The organism is Microvirga arsenatis, assembly GCF_009910705.1.
Classification (GTDB): Bacteria; Pseudomonadota; Alphaproteobacteria; order Rhizobiales; family Beijerinckiaceae; genus Microvirga; species Microvirga arsenatis.
The window spans coordinates 51,716-77,223 of sequence record NZ_JAAAXJ010000003.1; the positions used below are offsets into that span (position 1 = coordinate 51,716).

Sequence of the window (25,508 nt, forward strand, 5' to 3'; positions counted from 1 at the left end):
CTCAGAGAGACCAGGATCATGAACGAACAAGCCCGGAACTTCGCCGATGCTGCCTCCCACGCCCAGCTTCTCGACCGCCTGGCCGAGGTCGCGGTCCGCGTCGGGTTGGGGCTGAAGCCCGGGCAGGAGCTGGTGATGACCGCACCGCTCGATGCGGTCGATCTCGTGCGGCGCATCACGGAGCATGCCTACAGGGCCGGCGCGTCCCTCGTCACCACGATCTTCTCCGATGAGGAGACCACGCTCATGCGCTTCCGGCACGGGCAGGACAGGAGCTTCGACACGGCTCCGGCCTGGCTCTACGAGGGCATGGCGGCCGCCTTCAAGAACGGCGCCGCCCGGCTTGCCATCGTCGGCGAGGATCCGTCGCTTCTCGCCAAGGAGGATCCGGAGAAGGTCTCCCGCGCCAACCGGGCGCGCTCGAAGGCCTATATGCCGGCGCTCAACATGATCGCGGGATTCGACATCAACTGGACCATCGTCGCCGCCGCCACCCCTGCCTGGGCGAAGACCGTGTTCCCGAACGATCCCGAGGATGCGGCGCTCGCCAAGCTGTGGCAGGCGATCTTCTCGGCCTCGCGCGTCGACACGCCCGATCCCATCGCGTCCTGGGAGAAGCACAACGCGGCCCTGCAGGCGCGCACCCGCATGCTGAACGAGAAGAACTACGCCGCGCTCCATTTCCGCGGCCCCGGCACCGACCTTCGCGTGGGGCTCGCGGACGGGCATGAGTGGAACGGCGGCGCGGCCAAGGCGAAGAACGGGATCGTCTGCAACGCCAACATCCCGACGGAGGAGGTGTTCACCACCCCTCACAAGGACCGGGTTGACGGCACGGTGACCAGCACCAAGCCTCTCTCCTACAACGGCACCCTGATCCAGGACATCCAGGTGCGGTTCGAGGGCGGCCGCATCGTGGAGAGCAGGGCACGCACGGGCGAGACCGTGCTGAACAAGGTGCTCGACACGGACGAAGGCGCACGGCGCCTCGGGGAGGTGGCTCTCGTGCCCTATTCCTCGCCGATCTCGCAGAGCGGGTTGCTCTTCTTCAACACGCTCTTCGACGAGAACGCCTCCAGCCACATCGCCCTGGGGCAGGCCTACAGCAAGTGCATCCGGGGCGGCGGCGCCATGAGCGAGGACGAACTCGCCTCCCGCGGGGCCAACAAGAGCCTGATCCACATCGACTGGATGATCGGCTCCGATCAGGTCGATGTGGATGGTATCACACAGGACGGCAAGGCCGAGCCGCTGATGCGGGGCGGCGAGTGGGTAACCAAGTAACAAAAGACTCGCACTTTTCCCTGTGCCGGATCTATGATCCCGGCGACTGCCTGCTCTGTCGCAAACGTGCTTGACCTATCGGTACCGCGACTGGGATGGATGACAGGTATCAAAGAGGTTCCGATCCGGCCCCGCGCCGGATCGAACCGCCCCATAGGCGTGGATGGATGTCGCACACAGCCAGTCGTCAGTTCCAGGATCAGGCCCTGCTGTCGGTTCGCTCCCTTTCGGTGGAGTTCGGACGGGGGGATGGGGCCTTCAAGGCGGTCAAGGACGTGAGCTTCGACGTGCTGCCGGGCAGGACCCTTGCGGTCGTCGGCGAATCGGGCTCGGGCAAGTCGGTGACCTCCCTCGCGATCATGCGGCTGACGGATTACACGGGCGGGCGCATCACCGGCGGACAGGTGATGTTCCGTCCCGACGGCGGGGAGCCCATCGATCTCGTCAAGGCCTCCGACACGAGGCTCCGGGAGATCCGCGGCAACGACATCGCCATGATCTTCCAGGAGCCGATGACCTCGCTCAACCCGGTCTTCACGATCGGCAACCAGATCGCGGAAACGCTCGTCCTGCACCAGGGCTTGAACGGACGCGAGGCGCGGGAGCGGGCGCGGGATCTCCTGCAGAAGGTGCGCCTGCCGGATGCCGACAGGCTGCTCGACCGCTATCCGCACCAGCTCTCCGGCGGCATGCGCCAGCGCGTGATGATCGCCATGGCGCTCGCCTGCAATCCGAAGGTGCTCATCGCCGACGAGCCCACCACCGCGCTCGACGTGACGATCCAGGCGCAGATCCTCAACATCATCCGCGATCTGCAGGCCGAGATGGGCACGGCGGTCATCTTCATCACCCACGACATGGGCGTGGTGGCCGAGATGGCCGACGACGTGGTGGTGATGTGGAAGGGCGAGAAGGTGGAGCAGGCGCCGGTGCGCGACATCTTCGCCGCGCCGCAGCATCCCTATACCCGCGCGCTCCTCTCCGCCGTTCCGCGCCTCGGCAGCCTGACAGGCCAGCCGCTGCCCAAGCGCACGCCCGTGATGGTGATGGACGGCGGCGTGGCGAAGCCCGTCGGCGGCACGCACGAGCAGAACACGGCCGACTACTCCAAGCCCCTTCTCCAGGTGGAGAAGCTCACCACGCGCTTCGATGTCGGCAAGACCTTCTTCGGCCGCGTGACCCACCGCGTTCATGCGGTGGAGGAGGTGAGCTTCGACATCTATCCCGGCGAGACCCTGGCGCTCGTGGGCGAGTCCGGCTCAGGCAAGTCCACCATCGGGCGCACGCTGCAGCAGCTCGTGGAGCCCACGGGCGGCACGGTGCGCTTCGACGGGCGCGACATGGCGGCCATGAGCCATGCCGAGCGCCGCCGCCTGCGGCAGGAGATCCAGTACATCTTCCAGGATCCCTTCGCCTCCCTCGATCCGCGGCATACGGTGGGCTACAGCATCGCCGAGCCCATCATCGTCCACGGCCTGATCAAGGACTCGAAGGCGCGCGAGCGGCGCGTGCACGAGCTCCTGGAGCAGGTGGGCCTGCAGCCCCAGCACGCCAGGCGCTATCCGCACGAGTTCTCCGGCGGGCAGCGCCAGCGCATCTGCATCGCCCGCGCGCTCGCGAGCAATCCCAAGCTCGTCATCGCCGACGAGTCCGTCTCGGCGCTCGACGTGTCGATCCAGGCGCAGATCGTCAACCTGCTCATGGAGCTGCAGGAGAGGCGGCGGCTGTCCTATCTCTTCATCACCCACGACATGGCCGTGGTGGAGAAGATCAGCCATCGCGTCGCGGTGATGTATCTCGGCCAGATCGTCGAGCTCGGATCCCGTCAGGCGATCTTCGAGAACCCGCAGCATTCCTACACGCGCAAGCTGCTCGCGGCGGTGCCCATCGCCGATCCGCAGCGCGAGCGGGCGAAGGTGCGGATCGAGGGCGAGATCCCGAGCCCGGTGCGTCCGGTCGGGCAGGAGCCTGCGATCCACCGCATGCGCGAGGTCGCGCCGGGGCACTGGGTCGCCATCGAGGCGGATTCGCTTCGCGGGGCGGCATAACAAGAAATTTTCCAGAGGGAGACAACAAGATGAAATTCTCGACATCACTGAAGGCGCTCGGTTTCACCATCGCGACAGCTCTGGTGCCGCTCACGGCATCAGGCGCTCAAGCGGCCGGGACCATCACGGTCGCAACGACCATCGACCCCGGTAGCTGGGATCCGATCGACACCTTCCTGGTGCCGTGGGCGTCGGCCGCCAACAACATCTTCGACGGCCTGACCGCGCGCGGGCCGGACATGAAGCTCCAGCCCGCTTTGGCGACGTCCTGGGAGTTTCTCGACAACAACAGCCGCATCCGCTTCAAGCTGCGCCAGAACGTGAAGTTCCACAACGGCGAGCCTTTCAATGCCGAGGCCGTGAAGTTCACCTTCGACCGCCTGTTGGGCGAGGAGGGCAAGAAGGGTCCGCAGCAGTCGAACTACAACTCCATCTCCAAGGTGGAGATCGTCGATCCCTACACCGTCGACTTCATCATGAAGCAGCCGGATCCCGTGCTGCTGACCAAGCTCGCCGGCTACGGCGGCATGATCGTGCCGCCGAAATACATCCAGGAGAAGGGCGACGCGCACTTCAACATGAACCCGGTGGGGACCGGCCCGTTCAAGTTCGTGGAATACACGCCGAAGGTGAACCTGGTGCTCGAGGCTTTCCCCGAGCATTGGGGCGGCGCGCCGAAGCTGGACAAGGTGGTGACGCGCTTCATCCCTGAGGCCAACACGCAGGTGGCGGAACTCCAGGCCGGCCGCATCGACATCGCGACCCTCATCCCCTTCGGACTTGCGCCGACGGTGGAGAAGAGCCCGAACGCCAGCCTCGTCAGCATCACCGGTCCGACCGTCGTGGCGCTGCGCCTCAACACGAAGGAGGGCATCACCAAGGATGTGAATGTCCGCAAGGCCCTTATCATGGCGGTCGATCGCGAGGCGATCATCAAGGCCGTGCTCCTCGGCCACGGCAAGCCGATCGCGAGCTTCCAGTCCGATCTGTCCTTCGGCAACGATCCGTCCCTGAAGCCGCTGCCCTTCGACCTCGCCAAGGCGAAGCAGATGCTGCAGCAGGCAGGCGTGCAGCCGGGCGCTCCGGTTCGCATCGACTTCCGCGGCAATGACGCGACGTTCCGCGAGGTCGCGCAGGCCGCGGCCGGATACTTCCAGGCGCTGGGCCTCAAGCCGACCCTTCAGCCGCATGAGCCCCCGGTTCTGCTCAACGACATCATCCCCAACGGCAAGACGGGCGAGGCCTGGCACAATTCCTGGGGCGGCTGGACCTTCGACTACGACAACACCGCCTACCTGATGTATCACTCGGGCGAGAAGTGGAACCCGTACGACAACGACCCGAAGCTCAACGCCCTGCTCGAAAAGCAGCGCACCATCTACGACACCAAGGAGCGCGAGAAGGTCCTTCAGGAAGTCGCGCGCTACGTGGCGGATCAGGCGCTCGAGATCCCGCTCTACAACGAAAATACCGTGCTGGGCGTGAGCAAGCGGGTCAAGAACTTCGTGCCGCCGGCCGACCGGCGCTTCCGCTTCAACGACGTGACGGTCGAGTAGGCTCGTATCTCCAGACCATCGAACGGGCCCTGTGCAAGCAGGGCCCGTTCCAGTGCAAGAAGGAAACCCCGTGGCGGGCTTTATCCTGAAACGATTGCTGCAAGCCATTTTCGTGGTTCTCGCCGTCACGCTGATCGTCTCCTTCGCGATCAGATTGTCGGGCGATCCCGCCGTCATGCTGGTCGGCGGCGCCGGCAGCGTCACCGAGCAGGATCTGCGGAACATCCGTCAGGCGCTGGGCCTCGAAAGGCCGTTCTTCGTCCAATATCTCAGCTTTCTTCAAGGCATCCTGACGGGCGACTTCGGCCGGAGCTTCATGGGAGGGACGCCCGTCTCCCTGCTCATTTCCCGTGCCCTCCCGGCCACACTGCTGCTGGCCTTCGCCTCTCTCCTGACATCCATCCTGCTCTCCGTCCCGCTCGGCATCTATGCGGCCGTGAACCGGGGCCGCTGGCCGGATCAGACGATCCGGATCCTGTCCCTGGTGGGCCTGTCGTTCCCGAACTTCTGGCTCGCCATCATGCTGGTGCTCCTGTTCTCCATCGTGCTCGGGATCCTGCCGCCGAGCGGCATGGAGGGGCCGGAGAGCTTCGTGATGCCGGCGCTCACCATGGCGGTCATCCTCACCGCCACGAATGTGCGCCTCGTGCGCACCTCCATGCTCGAGACGCTCTCGCAGCAATACATCATGGTCGCCCGCTCCAAGGGCCTGCGCGACCGCGTGGTGCTCTACAAGCATGCCTTGCGCAACTCGGCGATCCCGCTCGTGACCTATATCGGGCTCCAGTTCGGCGGCCTCGTCGGCGGCATCGTGATCGTGGAACGGGTGTTCAACTGGCCCGGCATGGGAACCCTCGCCTTCGACGCCATCTCCAACCGGGACTACCCGGTGCTGCAGGGCACGATCACGGTGCTCGCGCTCTTCATCGTTCTCATCAACCTGCTGGTCGACATCGCCTACGGGCTGATCGATCCGCGCATCCGGACGGAGTGAGGCGATGGCTGCCGCTCAGGCCGTATCCCCGGCGCGCCGGCACTTCCGCTCCCTCGAGCTGGTCCTGGGTCTCATCCTCGCCGGCGGCATGGGGGTGGCGGTGCTGTTTTCGGGCTTTCTCTTTCCCGATGGCGGCGAGAGCATGGACCTGATGGCCCGTCTCACGCCCCCCTTCCAGAGCCTCGCCCATCCGCTCGGCACGGACCCGCTCGGCCGCGACGTGCTGGCGCGGGTGATCGTCGGCGGCAAGATCTCGCTCACGGTCGGCGTGCTCTCGGTGCTGGGGGCCGTGATCCTGGGAACGCTCGTCGGCCTGGTCGCCGGCTACTATCGCGGCATCGCGGAAATCCTCCTGATGCGCTTTGCCGACATTCAGCTGGCGCTTCCCTTCATCCTGCTCGCCATCATGTTCCTCGCGATCCTGGGGACGGGCGTCGACAAGATCATCTTCTTCATGATCGTCGCGCAGTGGGTGCAATATGCGCGTCTCGTGCGCGGTTCCGTGCTGGCCCTGCGGGAGCGGGAGTTCATTCTTTCGGCGCGGGCCATCGGGGTCGGCAACGGGCGCATCATCTTCACCCACATCCTGCCGAACGTGCTCGGCCCCATCGTCATCCTGATGACGCTGCAGGTGGCCAACAACATCCTGCTGGAGAGCAGCCTCACCTTCCTCGGCCTCGGCGTCGATCCGCTCATTCCGAGCTGGGGCGGCATGCTGGCCGACGGGCGCACCTATCTGCAGACCGCCTGGTGGGTCAGCGTCTTCCCGGGGCTCGCCATCATGTTCACCGTGCTCGGCCTGAACCTCCTGGGCGACTGGCTGCGCGACCTTCTCGACCCCACAGGACAAACCTCGAAATGACGATTCTGCTCGACGAGCGGGTGCCGCGCACCCTCGACAGGCTCCTGCGCGAGTGGGCGCGGGACGACCATCGCGGCGCAACGCTCGAGGCCTGGCTGTTCGAGGACGAGGCAGCCCGGCGGGCCGCCGAGCAGGCGCTGGCCGAGGCCGGCATCAGGGCACGGCTGCGCAGCGCCTACAAGCCGCTCGTCCATGCCTTCCTGGAGGAGTTCGACACGGCCGGCGTCACCCGCGTGAGCGTGCGCTACCCGGTTCATCGGGGCGCGGACCGCCTGCGCTTCCTCTCGGAAGCCTATCCGCTCGCGGCCCTGCTCGAGGGCATCGAAACCCGCTTCGAGCCCGGCGAGCCCGATCTCACATACTCCGTCACCCTCGAATACGCCGACGGACGGGTGGCGGAGCAGGCGGTGTTCGCGCCGAACCGCCTGCGCACCAATCATCTCGACCAGCTCGATCTCACGCCGACCGGATGGCTGAAGGTGACGAACCGTCCCGGCGGAGGGTCCGATCTGGACGAGCCCTTGGAAACCGAGATCGAGCAGGTCTTCCACAAGGTGATGGCGGCCGTCGCGGCCCATGACTGGCCTGCCGAAGAGCCCTATGCCGAGACGCTTGCCATCGACGTGACGATCCCCGGCATCGAGCGCCCGCTGACCTATGGCGACGAGGTGATGAGCACCCGCGAGGCGCTGCACGAGGATTTCTACTTTTCCGTCCTCGAGTTCTTCAAGCACCGCTCCGGCCGTCCGCCCGACGACCGCGGCCTGCAGCCGGGCCAGATCGTGCCGGACATCCGCGCAGGGGAGGGCGACGCGCTGGTGCGCGTGTCCCTGCGCCGTTTCGGCGCGCCGCAGGATCCGGTCCGCCCGGAGCAGGAGATCGAAACGGCCGATGCCGCGCCCGGCCTGGCGCAGATCCATCGCGAGCTTGCGGCGCTTCCGGGCCAGGTCTTCGAGGGCACATCCCGCGAGGGGCGCCCCGTGCGCGGCCTCTACCGGCCCGGCTCCCGCCCCGCGGTGCTCGTCACCAGCGGCCAGCATGCCAACGAGACATCCGCACCCGTGGGCTCCTTGAGGGCGGTGCGGCGGCTCCTCGCCAATCCGGAGGCCAACATCGCCTACATCCCGGTGGAGAACCCGGACGGCTATGCGCTCCACGGGCGGCTCTGCGAGGGCAACCCGCGCCACATGCACCATGCGGCCCGCTACACCTCCCTCGGCAACGATCTGGAATATGGGAGCAGCGAGCCCCCCTACGAGATCGGCGCCCGCAACCAGGCCCTGGCTCTTTCCGGCGCGCAGCTGCACCTCAACCTTCACGGTTATCCGGCCCATGAATGGACGCGGCCCTTCACCGGCTACCTGCCGCGCGGCTTCGAGCTCTGGACGATCCCGAAGGGCTTCTTCCTCATCATGCGCCACCACCCGGCCTGGGCCGCGACTGCGCGAACCCTGATCGAGGCGGTGACCACGGGCCTCTCCGCCGTGCCGGGCCTCGCGGAGTTCAACCGCCGGCAGATCGACATCTGCGCCATCCATTCCGGCGGCACGCCCTACGAGATCATCAACGACGTTCCCTGCCTCATCTCCCCGGACGAGCGCCATCCCACGCCCCTGACCCTCATCACCGAGTTCCCCGACGAAACGATCTACGGCGAGGCCTACCGCTTCGCGCATACGGTGCAGATGGCCACCGTGATCGCGGCGGAGGAGGCCTTCGCGTCGATCATGTCGGCGACGGCATAGGCCAATTCGTGACGCTGGGTACGATCCAGGGGATGCGCCTCCGCTACCGGGGCCCCCTGGCGGAATTGCACAACAGAACCATGGCTCTCGCGGTCTCGGGCTGTGCCGGCAACAGCATCCTGCGCGGTGGCAGCGGCGGCGATGATCAGCCAGCCCTGGTGATGCATCGCCGCGCGCTGGAACAAGCCCCATCGGGCTGCCGTTTGTCGGGCAGAGCCGGGTTCGGGATGCCCGGCGGGAGGTTTGCGATGGCCCGGTTGTCCTGGAAGCAGAGCGAGAACGACGCTTCGATCAGGGAAGCGATCGACCTCGTGCGGGAGCAGGGCGAGCCCCTGCCGCCGATCGCCGACGAGGAGGCCTTCGGCGCCATGTTCGATCGCTTCGCGGATGCCAAGGTGGTGCTGCTGGGAGAGTCGACCCACGGCACCTCGGAGTTCTACCGGGCCCGCGCCGCCATCACGAAGCGCCTCATCGGGCAGCATGGCTTCACCATCGTGGCCGTGGAGGCCGACTGGCCGGATGCGGCGCGCATCGACGCCTATGTGCGTCACCGCCCGGTTCCCGACGGCGATGACGAGGCGTTCGCGCGCTTCCCGACATGGATGTGGCGCAACGAGGAGGTCTACGATTTCGTCAACTGGATGCGCGAGCACAACAGGGAGCGGCCGGAGGACGAGCGGGCCGAGTTCCGCGGGCTCGACGTCTACAGCCTCAACGGGTCGATCGGCTCCGTGCTTGAATATCTCGACAAGGTCGATCCGGAGGCCGCCAAGGACGCGAGGGGACGCTACGGCTGCCTGAGCCCCTGGCAGTCTGACCCGGCCCGCTACGGCCGCGCCGTGGCGACCGGCCAGAAGAAGCCCTGCGACGAGGCCCTGCTGCGCCAACTGCAGGACATTCTCGACAAGCGGATGGAGTATCTCAGGGCCGATGGCGGCGAGGCGTTCTTCGATGCGGTCCAGAACGCCAAGATCGTCCATGCCGCCGAGCACTATTATCGCATCATGTACGAGGGCGCGACCGAGTCATGGAACCTGCGCGACCGGCACATGTTCGAGACCCTCCAGAGCCTGCTTGCCCGGCGCGACGACGCCAAGGCCGTGGTCTGGGCGCACAACTCCCATGTCGGCAATGCGGCCGCCACCGCCATGGGCTGGCAGGGCGAGTTCAATATCGGCGAGCTGTGCCGCAAGGCCTATCGGGGCGAGGCGGTTCTGATCGGCTTCGGTACGGACCGCGGCACGGTCGCGGCCGCCGACGATTGGGATGAGCCGATGCAGGTCAAGAGCGTGCGTCCGGCCAGGCCCGACAGCCACGAGCGGATCTTTCGCGACACGGCCTTAAGCTGCTTCCTCACCGATTGGCGCGAGAACGGCCAGGCCGACCTGACGGAGGTTCTCTCGCGTCCCCGTCTCGAGCGGGCCATCGGCGTGGTCTACCGGCCGGAGACCGAGCTCTACAGCCATTATTTCGAGGCCGTTCTCGCCGAGCAGTTCGACGCCTTCGTCTGGTTCGACGAGACCAGGGCCGTCACGCCGCTGACCCGCGCTCACGGCAAGGGCATGCCGGAGACCTATCCGTTCGGGCTTTGATGCGGATAACCCTCCCCATCCGGATCGGGTTTTGGATGTGCCGCCATTCCCTCCCCCCTCTTGCGGGGGAGGGTGGCGAGCGGAGCGAGCCGGGAGAGGGGCGGTGCTCAACGTCTGACGGCCCCTCTCCCGACCCTCGCTGACGCGAGGGCCACCCTCTCCCGCAGCGGGGAGAGGGCAAGGTGCGGGTGCGGGCAGGTGAGGGCCTGTGCAATGTTCTTACTTTGTTCTTGACAGTTCGCTTAAGCTGGGCTATATCATGGCTCATCCTCGTCCGGTGAGGGGCGCGCTCGCGAGGCGTCGCAGATGCGGGACGGGGCGCGGTCCCGCCGCAGGCCTCGCACGCCTGTGGTCGCGGGAGGCCGACCCTGGGCGCTGCCGCAGGAGGTCCGCCTGAAAAGAACCGCGCGTGACGAGCAGTTCGGCTCTTCACCTTCCACCATTATCCATCGAGCCGGGCTGCACGACACGCCACCCTCGATCTCCCCTGACGGCTCGCAGCTCACGCTGCGGGCCCGAAGGCGCTGATTTCTTGAACTCTGCCGGGGTCACTCCCCCGCCTTGCCCCGGTCGTCGGCCCCTGCTAACTGACGGCCAACTCCATTCACATCTCGATCAAACAGGGCTTTTCCCGTGTCCCGTCAATTCATCTACCACATGCGTGGGCTCTCCAAGACCTATTCGGGCGGCAAGAAGGTCTTGGACAATATCCACCTGTCCTTCTACCCGGATGCCAAGATCGGCGTGCTCGGCGTCAACGGCGCCGGCAAGTCGACCCTGCTGCGCATCATGGCCGGCATCGACACCGACTGGACCGGCGAGGCCTGGGTGGCCGAGGGCGCCCGCGTCGGCTACCTGCCGCAGGAGCCGCAGCTCGACCCGTCCAAGACCGTTCGCGAGAACGTCATGGAGGGCGTGGCCGCCAAGAAGGCGATCCTCGACCGCTACAACGAGCTCGCCATGAACTATTCCGAGGAGACGGCGGACGAGATGACCCGTCTCCAGGACGAGATCGAGGCCAAGGGGCTGTGGGATCTCGATTCCCAGGTCGATCAGGCCATGGACGCCCTGCGCTGCCCGCCGGACGACTGGGCCGTCGACAAGCTCTCGGGCGGCGAGCGCCGCCGCGTGGCCCTGTGCAAGCTGCTCCTGGAGCAGCCGGAACTGCTGCTGCTGGACGAGCCCACCAACCACCTCGACGCCGAGACCACCGCTTGGCTCGAAGGCCACCTGCGCAACTATCCGGGCGCGATCCTGATCGTCACCCACGACCGCTACTTCCTCGACAACGTGACGGGCTGGATCCTCGAGCTCGACCGCGGCCGGGGCATTCCCTACGAGGGCAACTACTCGTCCTGGCTCGAGCAGAAGCAGAAGCGCCTCGCGCAGGAGGGCCGTGAGGAAGAGGCCCGCCAGCGCACCCTGGAGCGCGAGCGCGAGTGGGTTTCGGCTTCGCCGAAGGCGCGCCAGGCCAAGTCCAAGGCCCGTATCCAGCGCTACGAGGAGCTCGTGGCCAAGGCCAACGAGAAGGGGCCGACCACCGCTCAGATCATCATCCCGATCGCCGAGCGGCTGGGCAACAACGTCATCGAGTTCGAGAACCTGAAGAAGGGCTTCGAGGACAAGCTCCTGATCGACGGCCTGTCCTTCAAGCTGCCGCCGGGCGGCATCGTCGGCGTCATCGGCCCGAACGGCGCCGGCAAGACCACCCTGTTCCGCATGATCACCGGCCAGGAGCAGCCGGACGAGGGCACCATCAGGATCGGCGACACGGTGAAGCTCGGCTATGTCGACCAGAGCCGCGACACGCTCGATGCCAACAAGACCCTGTACGAGGAAATCTCCGGCGGCAACGAGGTGCTCTATCTCGGCAAGCGCGAGATCAACGCCCGCGCCTATTGCTCGGCCTTCAACTTCAAGGGATCGGACCAGCAGAAGAAGGTGGGCGTGCTCTCGGGCGGCGAGCGCAACCGCGTGCATCTGGCCAAGATCCTGAAGTCCGGCGCCAATGTGCTCCTCCTCGACGAGCCGACCAACGATCTCGACGTGGACACCCTGCGCGCCCTCGAAGAGGCGCTGGAGGATTACGCGGGCTGCGCTGTGATCATCTCGCACGACCGCTGGTTCCTCGACCGCATCGCCACGCACATCCTCGCCTTCGAGGGCGACAGCCATGTGGAATGGTTCGAGGGCAACTTCGCCGATTACGAGGAGGACAAGAAGCGCCGCCTCGGAACGGATTCCACGATCCCGCACCGGATCAAGTACAAGAAGTTCTCGCGGTAGTTCTTGCCGTGGGAACCGTTCTCATCACGGGCATGGGGCGCGGGATCGGGCGAGAGCTCGCCCGCGTTCTCCTGAGGCGCGGCGACCGTGTGATCGGCACGGTTCGCGACGAGCGCAGCATCTCGGGCGAATGGTCCGAGTTCCTGGCGAGCGGGCAGCTCAGGATGCTGGTGCTGGATGTTCGCGACGAGACCGCAATCCGCAAGGCCGCCGCGCAGGTCGATGAGCCTATCGACGTGCTCGTGAACAATGCAGGCATCATCGGCCCGCAGCGGCAATCGACTCTCGACATGGATTTCGAGGGTTTTCTCGAAACCCTGAACATCAACACCCTCGGCCCGTTGCGCATTACCCACGCCTTCCTTCCGCATCTGAGGCGAGCGAAGGCGGGCAAGATCGTCACCATATCGAGCCGCATGGGCTCGCTCTCTTATGCCAAGGCGGACCGGATAGCCTATCGCGCCTCCAAGGCGGCGGTGAACAAGGTGATGCAGGGGCTGGCGGAGGATCTCCGCCCTGAGGGGATCGTGGCGATCTCGGTGCATCCCGGATGGGTCCGGACCGACATGGGCGGCACCGGTGCCGACATCTCGGTCGCGGAGAGCGCAGCCGGTCTTGCGACCCTCATCGACAGGGTTGCGTGTGAAGACAGCGGAGGCTTCTTTGACTGGCAAGGAGACAGGCTCCCATTCTGAAGCCGGCCTCCAGGCCAGAGACTTAGATCTTCAGGATCCTTTTGGCCTCGTCGAGGAGTCTCTCCGACTCGGGATGGTTGCCGGCCTTGTGGGCTTCCTCGCCTTGCTGGCGCAGGCTCATGACCCTTTGCCGGTCGGCTGCCGAGAGCTGCGCCGTCTGCAAGGCCCTGTCGATGGCCGCCATGTCCATCGGGCAGCGGCGGGCGAAGGCCGGTGTGGCTGCGGCCAGGCTGAAGACTAGAACGAGAGGAATTGTGCGAAGCATTGCCTGCCTTCCTTTCCCGCACGAACGCTCGGTTCTGTGCAGAAGACATCGAGGGTTTTGCCCCATGCCCAATTCTAAGCCAATCGTCTGAATGGGTGAACCTCACCTGATGGATAGATCCTGGCTGTCCATGATCCCGCGGCACGAGCAAGTCGTCGTGTTCTCCTAAAGGGAGTTGGGTTCTCCAGCGAAACAGTGTATGACCCTTGAGGCACGAGACATAAGAAGAGAGTCCACGTGCCAGCCGATCACATTTCCAGCTTCGAACCCGTCGCAACGCCTGAGGAAGCCGTCGAGCGCCTCATCGAGCTCCATGACAGCGCCATCGAGGCGCAGCGCCACGCTCTGGAGCACTTCTTCGCCACCGGCACGGCCCCCACGCCCCTCGAGCGGTCCCGCTTCCGCTATCCGGAGCTGCGCCTCGACTACCGGTCGACCTCCGTTCCGCCCGTCAAGCAGCGCGCCTATGCCAAGTTCCAGGGTCCGGGAATCTACGCGACGACCATCACGCAGCCGTCCTTCTTCCGCAACTATCTGCTGGAGCAGCTGAACTTCCTCGTGCGCGATTACGGCGCCACCATCGAGGTCGGGGTGAGCGACCAGGAGATTCCCTATCCTTACGTGTTCGAGCGGGGCGACGAGCTGGGGCGGGGCGCCCATTCCGCCGCCGAGCTCGCCCAGCATTTCCCCACGCCTCTGCTGGCCAAGGTCGGCGACGAGATCGCCGACGGCACTTGGATCTTCCATGAGGGCGAGCCGCGCCCGCTGGCGCTCTTCGATGCGGCGCGGGTGGATTATTCCCTGCGCCGCCTCGTGCACTACACCGGCAGCGACTGGCGCTGCGTTCAGCCCTGGATCCTGCTCACCAACTACCACCGCTACGTGGACCAGTTCATCCGCTGGGCGGTGGGGGAGCTGGCGGATGAGAACGGGCCCTATACGCGCCTCGTGCTGCCCGGCGGCGTCTCCATCGAGCGCGGGCTGGATGGCAGCGCCGTCGAGGAGGCGATCGCCTCCTCGCCCTGGCACCGGTTCCAGATGCCCGCCTATCACCTGATGCGCAAGGACGGGCAGGGGGTGACCCTCGTCAACATCGGCGTCGGCCCGTCGAACGCCAAGAACATCACCGACCATCTGGCGGTGCTGCGGCCCCAGTGCTGGCTCATGGTCGGCCATTGCGGCGGTCTGCGCCAGTCGCAATCCATCGGGGACTACGTGCTGGCCCACGGCTATCTCCGCCGCGACCACATCCTCGACGGCGCCGTGCCGCCGGAGATCCCGATCCCGGCCCTGGCCGAGATCCAGGTCGCCCTGCAGGAGGCAGCCGTCCAGGTCACGGGCGAGAAGGGCGAGGAGCTGAAGCGGCGCCTGCGCACCGGCACCGTCGTGACCTACGACGACCGCAACTGGGAGCTGCGCTGGAGCCAGGAGCGGCGCCAGATCAATTTGTCCCGCGCCATTGCGGTGGACATGGAAAGCGGCACCATCGCGGCTCAGGGCTACCGCCTGCGCGTGCCCTACGGCACGCTGCTCTGCGTCTCCGACAAGCCCCTGCACGGGGAGATCAAGCTGCCGGGCGCAGCCAATGCCTTCTACGAGCGCGCGGTCAGCGAGCACCTCATGATCGGTCTGGCCGCCCTCGACATCCTGAAGGGTCAGCGCACCTCCCTGCATTCGCGCAAGCTCCGCAGCTTCGACGAGCCGCCGTTCCGGTAAGCTCCCTCGCCATGTCCCGGGAAACCCTCGGCCTGCTCCTGGGCTTCGTCGGCGTGTGCATTTTTGCGGGCACGCTGCCCTTCACGCACATCGCCGTCGAGCATCTGAGCCCGCTCTTCGTCACGGCAGGGAGGGCGGCGCTCGCGGGCCTCCTGGCCCTGTCGACCCTGCTCGCCCTGCGCAAGCCATGGCCGTCCCGGCGGCAGGCGGGCACCCTGGCGCTCGTCGCCCTGTGCCTCGTCGGAGGCTTTCCGGGCTTCACCGCGCTTGCCATGCAGAGCGTGCCGGCCTCCCACGGCGGGGTGGTGCTCGGCATCCTGCCGCTTGCAACCTCCGTCATCAGCGCGCTGATCGCCGGTGAGCGGCCGAGCCCGGCCTTCTGGCTCGCAGCTCTGGCCGGAGCTGCCCTGGTCATCGGCTTCACCCTGCACGAGGGCGGCGGCTCCCTGGGGCAGGGGGATGTCTTTCTCCTCGGAGCCGCGGTCTCCTCGGCGCTCGGCTACGTGCTCTCCGGCAAGCTTGTACAGGCGGGCCTGGCCGGGTGGGAGGTGATCTCCTGGGTTCTGGTCGTTGCGCTTCCGGTCACGGTTCCGCTGGCTCTCTGGGCCATGCCGAGCGAGCCGGGCCTGATCCCGGCCTGGAGCTGGATCGGCTTCGCCTATGTGACGCTCATGAGCCAGTATCTAGGCTTCTTCGCCTGGAATGCGGGCTTGGCCATCGGCGGCATCGCTCGCGTGAGCCAGGTCCAGCTCCTGCAGACCTTCGTCACGCTGCTGATCGCCGCCGTGCTCAACAGGGAACCCATTGCCCTGTCCGCCTGGCTCGTAGCCGCTACAGTCTTTGGATTGGTCGTTGCAGCCAGCCACGCCAGGGTCCGGCGGAAAAAGTCCTAAGGCTGTGCTTGCTCTCGTCCTGAGATACATATAAATATATCTTTATATGTACGAGAGAGATTTGGCTGTGCCTGACGATCCATCTCCATCCCTGGATTTGACCCTGGACGTCCTGCGGGCGGCTGCGGAGGAAACGCGTCTGCGGATTCTGGTGCTCCTGAGCGAGGGCGAGCTCTCCGTCTCCGACCTCACGGACATCCTGGGGCAGTCGCAGCCGCGCATCTCCCGCCACCTGAAGCTCCTCGTTGAGGCCGGTCTTGTGGAGCGGCATCGGGAGGGGGCCTGGGCCTTCTTCCGCCTGACCGATCGCGGCACGGCCCTGCGCATCATCCATCCGCTCCTGGACAGCCTGGACCGCTCCGACCCGCAGCTGCTGGAGGATCGCACCCGGCTCGAGGCCGTGCGCAGCCAGCGTGCGCAGGCTGCGCAGGCCTTCTTCTCGCGCCTTGCGCCGGAATGGGACCGGATCCGCTCCCTGCATGCGCCCGAGACCGTGGTGGAAGCCGCCGTGCTCGACGCCCTGGGACCGGCCCCCATCCGAAACCTCGTCGATCTCGGCACCGGCACCGGCCGCATGCTGCAGCTCCTGGCCCCGCGGGCCCACCGTACGGTGGGCCTGGACGCCAGCCATGCCATGCTCTCGGTGGCCCGCGCCAATCTGGAGAAGGCCGGCTTGAGGGGGATCGAGCTGAGGCAGGGGGACATCTATGCGCCCCCGTTCCCGCGCAACACCTTCGACCTCGTCGTGATCCACCAGGTCCTGCACTATCTCGACGATCCCGCGCGCGCCATCCGCGAGGCCGCGCGCCTCGTCGCGCCGGGAGGCCGGATCCTCGTGGTGGACTTCGCGCCGCACAGTCTCGAGTTTCTGCGCGAGGCGCAGGCGCATCGCCGCCTCGGCTTCGCGTCCTCGCAGGTCGCCGGCTGGCTCGATGAGGCCGGGCTCGACTGCACCCTCAATCGAGAGATCGCGCCGCCCAAGAGGGGCGACGAACATCTGACCGTATCCCTTTGGCTTGGCCAGGATCGCCGCGTGGTGACGGATTGGCCCTTGAACGAACCCGACAGAGAGGTCGCCTGATGTCACCGCTCACCCTTCGCGCCAGCCGGCAGACGTCCTGTCCGATCAAGGTTTCCTTCGAGTTCTTTCCGCCGAAGACGCCGGAGATGGAGGCGACCCTCTGGTCATCCATCCAGCGCCTGGCTCCGCTCAACCCGCAATTCGTCTCCGTCACCTATGGCGCAGGCGGCTCCACCCGCGAGCGCACCCATGCGACGGTCTCCCGCCTCGTGCAGGAAACGCGGCTGAAGCCCGCGGCGCATCTCACCTGCGTTGCGGCGACGAAGGAGGAGGTGGATAGCGTCATCCGTTCCTATTGGGATGCGGGTGTGCGCCACGTGGTCGCCCTGCGCGGCGATCCGGTCGCCGGCATCGGCACCGCCTATGTGCCGCATCCCGGCGGCTATCAGAGGACATGCGATCTTGTTGCCGGCATCAAGGCCATCGGCGATTTCGAGGTCTCCGTGTCGGCCTATCCCGAGAAGCACCCGGAAGCCCCATCGCTCGATGCCGATATCGATGTTCTGAAGGCCAAGGTCGATTGTGGAGCGGACCGGGCCATCACCCAGTTCTTCTTCGATAACGATCACTACTTCCGCTTTCTCGACCGGGTGCGCGCCCGCGGCATCGACATTCCCATCGTGCCCGGCATCGTGCCGGTGCAGAACTTCAAGCAGACGGCAAACTTCGCGGCCAAAACCGGCGCGAGCGTTCCCGATTGGCTCGCCGCCCGGTTCGAGGGCCTCGACAATGACGTGGAAACCCGCAGGCTCGTGGCTGCAGCCGTGGCGGCCGAGCAGGTGCTCGACCTCGTCGACCGCGGCGTGAACGAATTTCACTTCTACACCATGAACCGTGCCGATCTGGTCTATGCCATCTGCCATCTGCTGGGATTGCGCGATCAGAGCGTGAAGGCTGCCGCCTGATCCTGCCGTGCCCGGCGCTCGCCGGGCATACGCCTGTGCCCCTTGTCATGAATGCCGACGGCCGGAGCGAACCGGCTGCGCAGAAACGAGAAAACACTGAATGACTGCGTTCACTCCTCGCCTCGCCAACGGCGCCGACATTCTCAAGGCGCTCCGCGACGCCGCTGCCAAGCGCATCCTCGTGCTCGATGGTGCGATGGGCACGGAGCTGCAGCGCTCTCGCTTCTCGGAAGAGGATTTTCGGGGCGAGCGGTTCAAGAACTGGAAGCACGACGTCAAGGGCAACAACGATCTCCTGATCCTCACGCAGCCGGATGCCGTGCGCCAGGTGCATCTCGACTATTTCCGCGCGGGCGCCGACATCGTCGAGACCAACACCTTCTCCGGCACGTCCATCGCCCAGGCCGATTACGGCATGGAAGCCATCGTCTACGAGCTGAACTATGAGGGCGCGCGCATCGCCCGCGAGGCGGCGCTGATCGCACAGAACGAGGATGGTCGTCGCCGGTTCGTGGCCGGCGCCATCGGCCCGACCAACCGCACGCTCTCCATTTCCCCCGACGTGAACAATCCCGGCTACCGCGCCGTGACCTTCGATCAGGTACGCGATGCTTACGCCGAGCAGGTGAGGGGGCTTGTCGACGGCGGCGCCGAGATCATCCTGATCGAGACGATCTTCGACACGCTCAACGCCAAGGCCGCCATTGTCGCGACGCAGCAGGTCTTCGCCGAGAAGGGCGTCAGGCTGCCCGTGATGATCTCGGGCACGATCACGGACCTGTCAGGGCGCACCCTGTCCGGCCAGACGCCCGAGGCCTTCTGGTACTCCGTGCGCCATGCGGAGCCGTTCTCCATCGGCCTCAACTGCGCCCTGGGCGCGCGCGAGATGCGTGCGCATATTCAGGAGATCGGCCGCGTCGCCGACACTCTCGTCTGTGCATATCCCAATGCGGGTCTTCCCAACGAGTTCGGCCTCTACGACGAGCGTCCGGAGGCGACGGCATCGATGCTCGCCGAGTTCGCCGATGCCGGTCTCGTGAACGTGGTCGGCGGCTGCTGCGGCACCACCCCCGAGCACATCCGCGCCATCGCGGAGGCCGTGGCCGGCAAGGCGCCGCGCACCGTCCCGACGCTGTCCCCGCTCATGCGCCTCTCGGGTCTCGAGCCCTTCACGCTCACCTCCGGCATTCCTTTCGTGAACGTGGGCGAGCGCACCAACGTCACCGGCTCAGCCAAGTTCCGCAAGCTCATCACGGCCGGCGATTACGCTGCCGCTCTCGATGTGGCCCGCGACCAGGTGGCGAACGGCGCGCAGATCATCGACGTCAACATGGACGAGGGCCTGCTCGATTCCGAGAAGGCCATGGTGGAGTTCCTCAACCTCGTCGCCGCCGAGCCCGACATCGCCCGCGTGCCGGTGATGGTGGATTCCTCCAAGTTCCACGTGATCGAGGCCGGGTTGAAGTGCCTCCAGGGCAAGGCCATCGTGAACTCGATCTCCATGAAGGAGGGCGAGGCGGCTTTCATCGAGCAGGCCAGGATCTGCCGCGCCTACGGCGCCGCCGTCGTCGTCATGGCCTTCGACGAACAGGGTCAGGCGGATACGCTGGAGCGCAAGGTGGAGATCTGCACCCGCGCCTACAGGATCCTGACCGAGCAGGTCGGCTTTCCGCCCGAGGACATCATCTTCGATCCCAACGTGTTCGCGGTTGCCACCGGCATCGAGGAGCACAACGGCTATGGCGTCGCTTTCATCGAGGCGGCGCGCATCATCCGCGAGACGCTGCCGCACGCCCATATCTCGGGCGGCGTCTCGAACCTGTCCTTCTCCTTCCGCGGCAACGAGCCCGTGCGCGAGGCCATGCATTCCGTGTTCCTGTTCCACGCCATCAAGGCCGGCATGGATTTGGGAATCGTCAATGCCGGGCAGCTCGCGGTCTATGACGAGATCGATCCGGAACTGCGCGAATTGTGCGAGGACGTGGTGCTCAACCGCCGTCCCGACGCCACGGAGCGGCTGCTGGAAGCGGCGCCCCGCTTCAAGGGCGACGGTTCCGGCGCGGCGAAGGCGGCCGATCTCGAATGGCGCTCCTGGCCCGTCGAGAAGCGCATCGAGCATGCCCTCGTCAACGGCATCACCGAGTTCATCGAGCAGGATACGGAAGAGGCGCGCCAGGCCGCCGAGCGCCCGCTCCACGTCATCGAAGGCCCGTTGATGGCCGGCATGAACGTGGTGGGCGATCTCTTCGGCGCCGGAAAGATGTTCCTGCCGCAGGTGGTGAAATCCGCCCGCGTGATGAAGCAGGCCGTCGCCTATCTCATGCCGTTCATGGAGGCCGAGAAGGAGGCCAACGGCGTCACCGAGCGCTCGGCTGCCGGCAAGGTGCTGATGGCCACCGTGAAGGGCGACGTGCACGACATCGGCAAGAACATCGTCGGCGTGGTGCTCGCCTGCAACAATTACGAGGTGATCGATCTCGGCGTCATGGTGCCGGCTCAGAAGATCCTCGAGACCGCCCGCAAGGAGAAGGTGGATGTGATCGGGCTCTCGGGCCTCATCACCCCTTCCCTCGACGAGATGGTGAACGTGGCATCTGAGATGGAGCGCGAAGGCTTCGACATTCCGCTTCTCATCGGCGGGGCCACCACGAGCCGCGTGCATACGGCGGTGAAGATCCACCCGAACTACAACAGGGGCCAGGCCGTCTATGTGACCGACGCGAGCCGCGCGGTCGGCGTCGTGTCCTCGCTGCTCTCGCCCGATGCCAGGGACGGCTATGTGGAGACGCTGCGGGCCGAGTACCGGAAGGTGGCAGAGGCGCATGCGCGCTCCGAAGCCGACAAGCAGCGCCTGCCGATCGAGAAAGCCCGTGCCAACAGGCTCATGCTCGACTGGGAATCCTATCACCCGCCGAAGCCCACCTTCACCGGCGCACGCGTGTTCCGCAGCTACGACGTGGGTGAACTGGTGCCCTATATCGACTGGACGCCGTTCTTCCAGACCTGGGAGCTGAAAGGCCGTTTCCCGGCGATCCTCGAGGACGAGAAGCAGGGCGAGGCCGCGTGCCAGCTCTGGGAGGACGCGCAGGCGATGCTCAAGCGTCTCGTCGAAGAGCGATGGTTCAACCCGAAGGCGGTGATCGGCTTCTGGCCGGCCAACGCGGTGGGCGACGACATCCGCCTCTACACGGGCGAAAGCCGCTCCGAAGAGCTTGCCACCTTCTACGGCCTGCGCCAGCAGCTCTCGAAGCGCGACGGCAAGCCGAACCTGTGCCTCTCCGATTTCGTGGCTCCGCTGGAGAGCGGCAAGCCGGACTGGATCGGCGCCTTCGTGGTGACTTCCGGCATCGAGGAGGTTCGCATCGCGGAGCGGTTCGAACGCGCCAACGACGATTACCGCTCCATCATGGTGAAGGCGCTGGCCGACCGCATCGCAGAGGCTTTCGCCGAGCGCATGCACGAGCGCGTGCGCAAGGAGTTCTGGGGCTACGCGCCCGACGAGAGACTCGGCAACGACGGCCTCATCAACGAAGAATATCAGGGCATCCGTCCGGCACCCGGCTACCCGGCGCAGCCCGACCATACGGAGAAGTCCACGCTCTTCAGCCTGCTCGAAGCGGAGCGCCGCATCGGTGTCGGCCTCACCGAGTCCTACGCCATGTGGCCGGGCTCCTCGGTCTCGGGCCTCTACCTGTCGCACCCGCAGGCCTATTACTTCGGCGTCGCCAAGGTCGAGCGCGACCAGGTGGAGGATTATGCCGGGCGCAAGGGCATGAGCGTGGCGGAGGTGGAGCGCTGGCTCAGCCCCATCCTCAACTACGACCCGGCAAGCTATCGGGCCGTTGCGGCGGAGTAAGCTTTCCCCACGCGTCATCCCGGACGAAGCGCCAGCGGAGATCCGGGATCGTTCTTGCAATACTCCTCGTCATGGCCGGGCTTGTCCCGGCCATCTCGCTTTCATGAGGCTCAGTGCTGTTCGAATCGGGATCACCGGCACAAGGCCGGTGATGACGCGCGTCGGGGCACTTCATTTTGCACGCGATCCCGGATCGCCTTCGGCGTCCGGGATGACTTTGATGATTATTCCCGCCTCAACGCCTCGATGGGATCGAGCTTCGCCGCGCGCTGTGCCGGATAGAACCCGAAGAAGATGCCCACCAGTGCCGAGAAGCCCACGGCCATGAGGATCGCGTTCGTGGAGACGAGCGAAGGCCAGCCGGCGAACTGCGCCACGAGATAGGCCGCACCGGCGCCCAGACCGATGCCGAGAGCGCCGCCGATGGTGGAAAGGGTCGTCGCCTCGATGAGGAACTGGCTGAGGATGTCGCGCGGGCGCGCGCCGACGGCAAGCCGCAGGCCGATCTCGCGGGTGCGCTCGGTCACGGACACCAGCATGATGTTCATGATGCCGATGCCGCCGACGAGCAGCGAGACGGCCGCAACGGCTGCGAGCAGCAGGGAGAGGGTGTTGGCGGAGGCGGAGGCGGTGTTGGCGATCTCGGTCAGGTTTCGGATCGAGAAGTCGTCCTCCTGATCGCCGACGATGCGATGGCGCTGCCGCAGCAGCTCCGTCATGCTCTCGATGCCGGGTTCGATGTCGCGCTCGCTGGCGAACTTCACGAAGATCGAGCCGACGGAGCGGTCCTTGGCGTAGTTGCGGCCGATCAAGCGGCGGCGGCCGGCATCGAGCGGCACGAAGACCACGTCGTCCTGATCCTGTCCGAAGGCCGATTGCCCCTTGGGCGCCATCACGCCGATGACGCGGAAGGGCACGTTTCGTACGCGCACGATCTGGCCGATGGGATCGTCCTCGCCGAAGAGGTTGCGCGCCACGGTCTGGCCGAGAAGGATGACGATGTCGCCGCGGCGCATCTCCTCCGGGTCGAAGGTGCGTCCCGAGGCGACGTCCCATTCGCGTGCGGAGAACCAGTCGAGGTCGATGCCGTAGATGCGTGTGCCCCAGTTGCTGCCGCCGGCCACCACCTGCGCGCCGCCCTGAACGAAGGGCGCCGCCGCCACAACGCCGTCGATCTCGCGCCGGATCGCCTCGGCATCCTCATCGGTGAGCGACGAGGCCGCGCCTGCGCCGAGGCGCGCGCCGCCCTGCGTCACGTTTCCGGGCGTCACGATGGCGAGGTTGGCGCCGAGCGAGCGGATCTGCCGGTCGACCAGATTGCGCGCCCCCGAGCCGATCGCCACCATCGCGATCACGGCGGCGACGCCGATCACGATGCCGAGCATGGTGAGCAGGCTGCGCAGGGCGTTGGCCATGATGGCGGAGAACGCGGAGCGGATGGCTTCGATCCATCTCATTCGGCGGCCTCCGGTGCAGGGCTGCGCGCATCCGCCGGCTCCTGCCGCCGATCCTCGACTACGCGGCCGTCGCGAAACCGCACGAGGCGGCGCGCGTGGCGCCCGACTTCGGCATCGTGCGTGACGAGCACGATGGTGACGCCTTCGCGGTTGAGGTCCTGGAACAGGCACAGGATCTCGCTCGCCGTGCGGCTGTCGAGGGCGCCGGTCGGCTCGTCGGCGAGCAGCAGGCTCGGGCTGCTCACGAGCGCCCGCGCAATGGCGACGCGCTGCTGCTGACCGCCGGAGAGCTGCATCGGCCGGTGATGCGCCCTCTCGGCGAGGCCCACGCGGCCGAGCGCTTCGAGCGCCCGTTCCCGCCGGGTCTTGCGGTCGAAGCCCGCATAGATCATCGGCAGTTCCACGTTGCCGAGCGCATCGATGCGGGGCAGCAGGTTGAACTGCTGGAAGACGAAGCCGATCTCGCGGTTGCGCAGGCGCGCCAGGCCGTCCGCATCGAGGCTTTCGACCGCCGTTCCGGCGAGGCGGTACTGGCCGCTCGTAGGCCGGTCGAGGCAGCCGACGAGGTTCATGAAAGTGGACTTGCCCGAGCCGGAAGGGCCCATCACCGCCACGAAATCAGCCTGCTCGATATCGAGCGAAACGCTGTCGAGCGCAACGACACGCCCGGCATCGAGGTCATAGACCCGTTGCAACTCGCGCGTTTCGATGAGAGCCATGATGCTCCCCTCAAAACATCCGCGGCGGGCGCGGGCGGCGATTGGAACCGGCTCCCCCGCTGTTCGCCTCATCCGAAGCGTCCGCGCGAGGCGCTCCGACGATGATGGCAGCGCCTTCCTGCAGATCGCCGCGGATGATCTCCGTATAGGCTCCGTCGGTCACGCCGAGGCGGACCGGCACGGGCTGTGGCTTGCCGTCATGGCCCACGCGATAGATCCGCCCGCGCGTTCCTTCCTCCTGCGTGAGCGGGGCCTGATCGCTGCGGGGCCGCCGCGGCCCTTGGGCGTCCGGCACCGTGCTCCGTCCTTCGTTAGCGGTTTGCTCATCGTGCGGGCGTGGCCGCCGCCTTGGCGGCTGGCCATCCGGCGTGCCGTCTCCTGCCTCGGCCGCTGCCATCGTGGCGGGACGGAAGCGCAAAGCCGCGTTGGGGATGCGCAGCACGTCCTCGCGCTCGTCGGTAATGATCTGGAGATTGGCCGTCATGCCGGGCAGAAGCGCCTGGTCCTGATTTTTGACGCCGATGACGGCCGTGTAGGTGACCACGTTCTGCACCGTCTGCGCGGCCAAGCGTACCATGCGCACGATGCCTTCGAAGGTGCGGGTCGGATAGGCGTTGACGGTGAAGGTCACCCGCTGCCCTTCCTTCAGGCGGCCCACATCCGCCTCGTCGATATTGGCGTAGATGTCGATCTGGCTCAGGTCCTGCGCGATGGTGAACAGGGTGGGAGCTGAGAGGGAAGCGGCCACCGTTTGCCCCAGCTCGATGTCGCGCTTGACGACGACGCCATCCACGGGAGACTTGATCTCCGTGCGGGCGAGATCGATCTCGATGTCCCTGAGCTTCGCCTGGCGCTGGAGAACCGTCGCCTCCGCCGATTTCACGCCGGCTTCCGCGAGAACGAGGTCGGCTTTCAGGCCTGCAGCCTCTGCCTGGTTGGAGGCGATCTGCGCCTCGGCCGAGGCGAGGTTGGCCCTCTGGATCTCCACCTGCGTCCGCGCCTGCTCCAGCGCTGCCTGCGTGCCGACCGCGCGGGTGGTGAGCTCGGCCTGGCGCTCGAGATTGCGCTGGGCTTCGTCGAGCTGGGCGCGGGCACGGTCGCGCTGGGCCTTGAGATCCGCGGCCTGCGCCTCGGCGCGCAGCAGGGAGGAGCGCGCCTTCTCGATCTGCGCGCGCTTAATGTCGAGATCGGCCCTTGCCTGGGCGAGGTCCGCCAGGGCCGCGTCCCGGCGCGACTTGATCTGCTCCGCGTAGAGGCGGGCGACCACCTGGCCTTCCTTTACGGGCGTATTGTAGTCGGCGAGGATCTCGACCACCTGGCCCGAAAGCTGGGAGCCGACCAGAACCGTCGTGACCGGGTTGAGCGTGCCGATGGCGCGCACGCTTGCCGTGATCGAGCCGCGATCCACGGTGCCGAGGCGATAGGCCTGATCGGAAGCCTGCCCGCCCGTAGGCTTCCACAGGACGAGGCCAGAGGCTCCCGCCACCAGGAGAATGCCGATCAGCCAAACCCAGACGCGCCGCAACGAAGAACCCTCTGCCAGACAGGGAATGT

At 66.4% G+C, this 25,508-nt stretch carries 18 protein-coding genes; 14 read left to right on the forward strand and 4 right to left on the reverse strand.

The features are described from left to right. The first annotated feature begins 18 nt into the window (after nt 1-18). From GR303_RS06420 to GR303_RS06460, 9 genes are all read left to right on the forward strand, one after another. The gene (locus GR303_RS06420; RefSeq protein ID WP_161723546.1) at nt 19-1,284 is read left to right on the forward strand and encodes an aminopeptidase; all 1,266 of its coding nucleotides are present in this window, start codon (nt 19-21) and stop codon (nt 1,282-1,284) included. Nucleotides 1,285-1,451: 167 nt separating this feature from the next. Continuing rightward, nucleotides 1,452-3,332 carry an ABC transporter ATP-binding protein gene (locus GR303_RS06425; RefSeq protein ID WP_161723547.1) on the forward strand — a complete coding sequence of 627 codons (1,881 nt, stop codon included), beginning with the start codon at nt 1,452-1,454 and terminating at the stop codon, nt 3,330-3,332. A gap of 29 nt (nt 3,333-3,361) precedes the next feature. Continuing rightward, complete coding sequence (locus tag GR303_RS06430; RefSeq protein ID WP_161723548.1) at nt 3,362-4,888, forward strand: ABC transporter substrate-binding protein; 1,527 nt, start codon at nt 3,362-3,364, stop codon at nt 4,886-4,888. 70 nt (nt 4,889-4,958) lie between these two features. Continuing rightward, a complete protein-coding gene (locus GR303_RS06435; RefSeq protein ID WP_161723549.1) occupies nt 4,959-5,882 on the forward strand; it encodes an ABC transporter permease subunit in 924 nt (307 codons plus the stop codon). Between the two features lie 4 nt (nt 5,883-5,886). Beyond that, nucleotides 5,887-6,744 (forward strand): ABC transporter permease, encoded by an 858-nt coding sequence (locus GR303_RS06440; RefSeq protein WP_161723550.1) that lies wholly within the window; start codon nt 5,887-5,889, stop codon nt 6,742-6,744. Further along, nucleotides 6,741-8,489, forward strand: a complete 1,749-nt coding sequence (locus tag GR303_RS06445; protein ID WP_161723551.1) for a M14 family zinc carboxypeptidase — start codon at nt 6,741-6,743, stop codon at nt 8,487-8,489. Before GR303_RS06440 ends, GR303_RS06445 begins: the two co-directional genes overlap by 4 nt. A gap of 248 nt (nt 8,490-8,737) precedes the next feature. Continuing rightward, nucleotides 8,738-10,081: an erythromycin esterase family protein gene (locus tag GR303_RS06450; protein ID WP_201751935.1), complete on the forward strand. Its 1,344-nt coding sequence runs from the start codon at nt 8,738-8,740 to the stop codon at nt 10,079-10,081. Nucleotides 10,082-10,714: 633 nt separating this feature from the next. Beyond that, nucleotides 10,715-12,367 (forward strand): energy-dependent translational throttle protein EttA, encoded by a 1,653-nt coding sequence (ettA, locus tag GR303_RS06455; protein WP_161723552.1) that lies wholly within the window; start codon nt 10,715-10,717, stop codon nt 12,365-12,367. Between the two features lie 8 nt (nt 12,368-12,375). Next, on the forward strand, nt 12,376-13,062 hold the full coding sequence (locus GR303_RS06460) for an SDR family NAD(P)-dependent oxidoreductase (protein WP_161723553.1): 687 nt from the start codon (nt 12,376-12,378) through the stop codon (nt 13,060-13,062). A gap of 22 nt (nt 13,063-13,084) precedes the next feature. Here the strand turns inward: GR303_RS06460 and GR303_RS06465 are convergent, their stop codons facing one another. Continuing rightward, a complete protein-coding gene (locus tag GR303_RS06465) occupies nt 13,085-13,327 on the reverse strand; it encodes a hypothetical protein (protein ID WP_161723554.1) in 243 nt (80 codons plus the stop codon). A gap of 237 nt (nt 13,328-13,564) precedes the next feature. Between GR303_RS06465 and GR303_RS06470 the strand changes: the two genes are divergently transcribed. The 5 genes from GR303_RS06470 (at nt 13,565) to metH (ending at nt 21,778) form a co-directional block, all read left to right on the forward strand. Beyond that, the gene (locus GR303_RS06470) at nt 13,565-15,043 is read left to right on the forward strand and encodes an AMP nucleosidase (RefSeq protein ID WP_161723555.1); all 1,479 of its coding nucleotides are present in this window, start codon (nt 13,565-13,567) and stop codon (nt 15,041-15,043) included. An 11-nt stretch (nt 15,044-15,054) separates the two neighbouring features. After that, nucleotides 15,055-15,936 (forward strand): DMT family transporter, encoded by an 882-nt coding sequence (locus GR303_RS06475; RefSeq protein ID WP_161723556.1) that lies wholly within the window; start codon nt 15,055-15,057, stop codon nt 15,934-15,936. Nucleotides 15,937-16,003: 67 nt separating this feature from the next. Further along, complete coding sequence (locus GR303_RS06480; protein ID WP_161723634.1) at nt 16,004-17,017, forward strand: metalloregulator ArsR/SmtB family transcription factor; 1,014 nt, start codon at nt 16,004-16,006, stop codon at nt 17,015-17,017. Then, nucleotides 17,017-17,922: a methylenetetrahydrofolate reductase [NAD(P)H] gene (metF, locus tag GR303_RS06485; RefSeq protein ID WP_161723557.1), complete on the forward strand. Its 906-nt coding sequence runs from the start codon at nt 17,017-17,019 to the stop codon at nt 17,920-17,922. The genes GR303_RS06480 and metF overlap by 1 nt, the downstream gene beginning before the upstream one ends. A gap of 100 nt (nt 17,923-18,022) precedes the next feature. Beyond that, nucleotides 18,023-21,778 (forward strand): methionine synthase, encoded by a 3,756-nt coding sequence (gene metH, locus GR303_RS06490; RefSeq protein ID WP_161723558.1) that lies wholly within the window; start codon nt 18,023-18,025, stop codon nt 21,776-21,778. A gap of 224 nt (nt 21,779-22,002) precedes the next feature. Here the strand turns inward: metH and GR303_RS06495 are convergent, their stop codons facing one another. From GR303_RS06495 to GR303_RS06505, 3 genes are read right to left on the reverse strand one after another with little or no spacing between them, the layout of a single operon-like run. After that, nucleotides 22,003-23,235, reverse strand: a complete 1,233-nt coding sequence (locus tag GR303_RS06495; RefSeq protein ID WP_161723559.1) for an ABC transporter permease — start codon at nt 23,233-23,235, stop codon at nt 22,003-22,005. Continuing rightward, on the reverse strand, nt 23,232-23,954 hold the full coding sequence (locus tag GR303_RS06500) for an ABC transporter ATP-binding protein (protein ID WP_161723560.1): 723 nt from the start codon (nt 23,952-23,954) through the stop codon (nt 23,232-23,234). Before GR303_RS06500 ends, GR303_RS06495 begins: the two co-directional genes overlap by 4 nt. A gap of 10 nt (nt 23,955-23,964) precedes the next feature. Further along, nucleotides 23,965-25,479: an efflux RND transporter periplasmic adaptor subunit gene (locus GR303_RS06505; RefSeq protein ID WP_161723561.1), complete on the reverse strand. Its 1,515-nt coding sequence runs from the start codon at nt 25,477-25,479 to the stop codon at nt 23,965-23,967. Nucleotides 25,480-25,508: the final 29 nt, after the last annotated feature.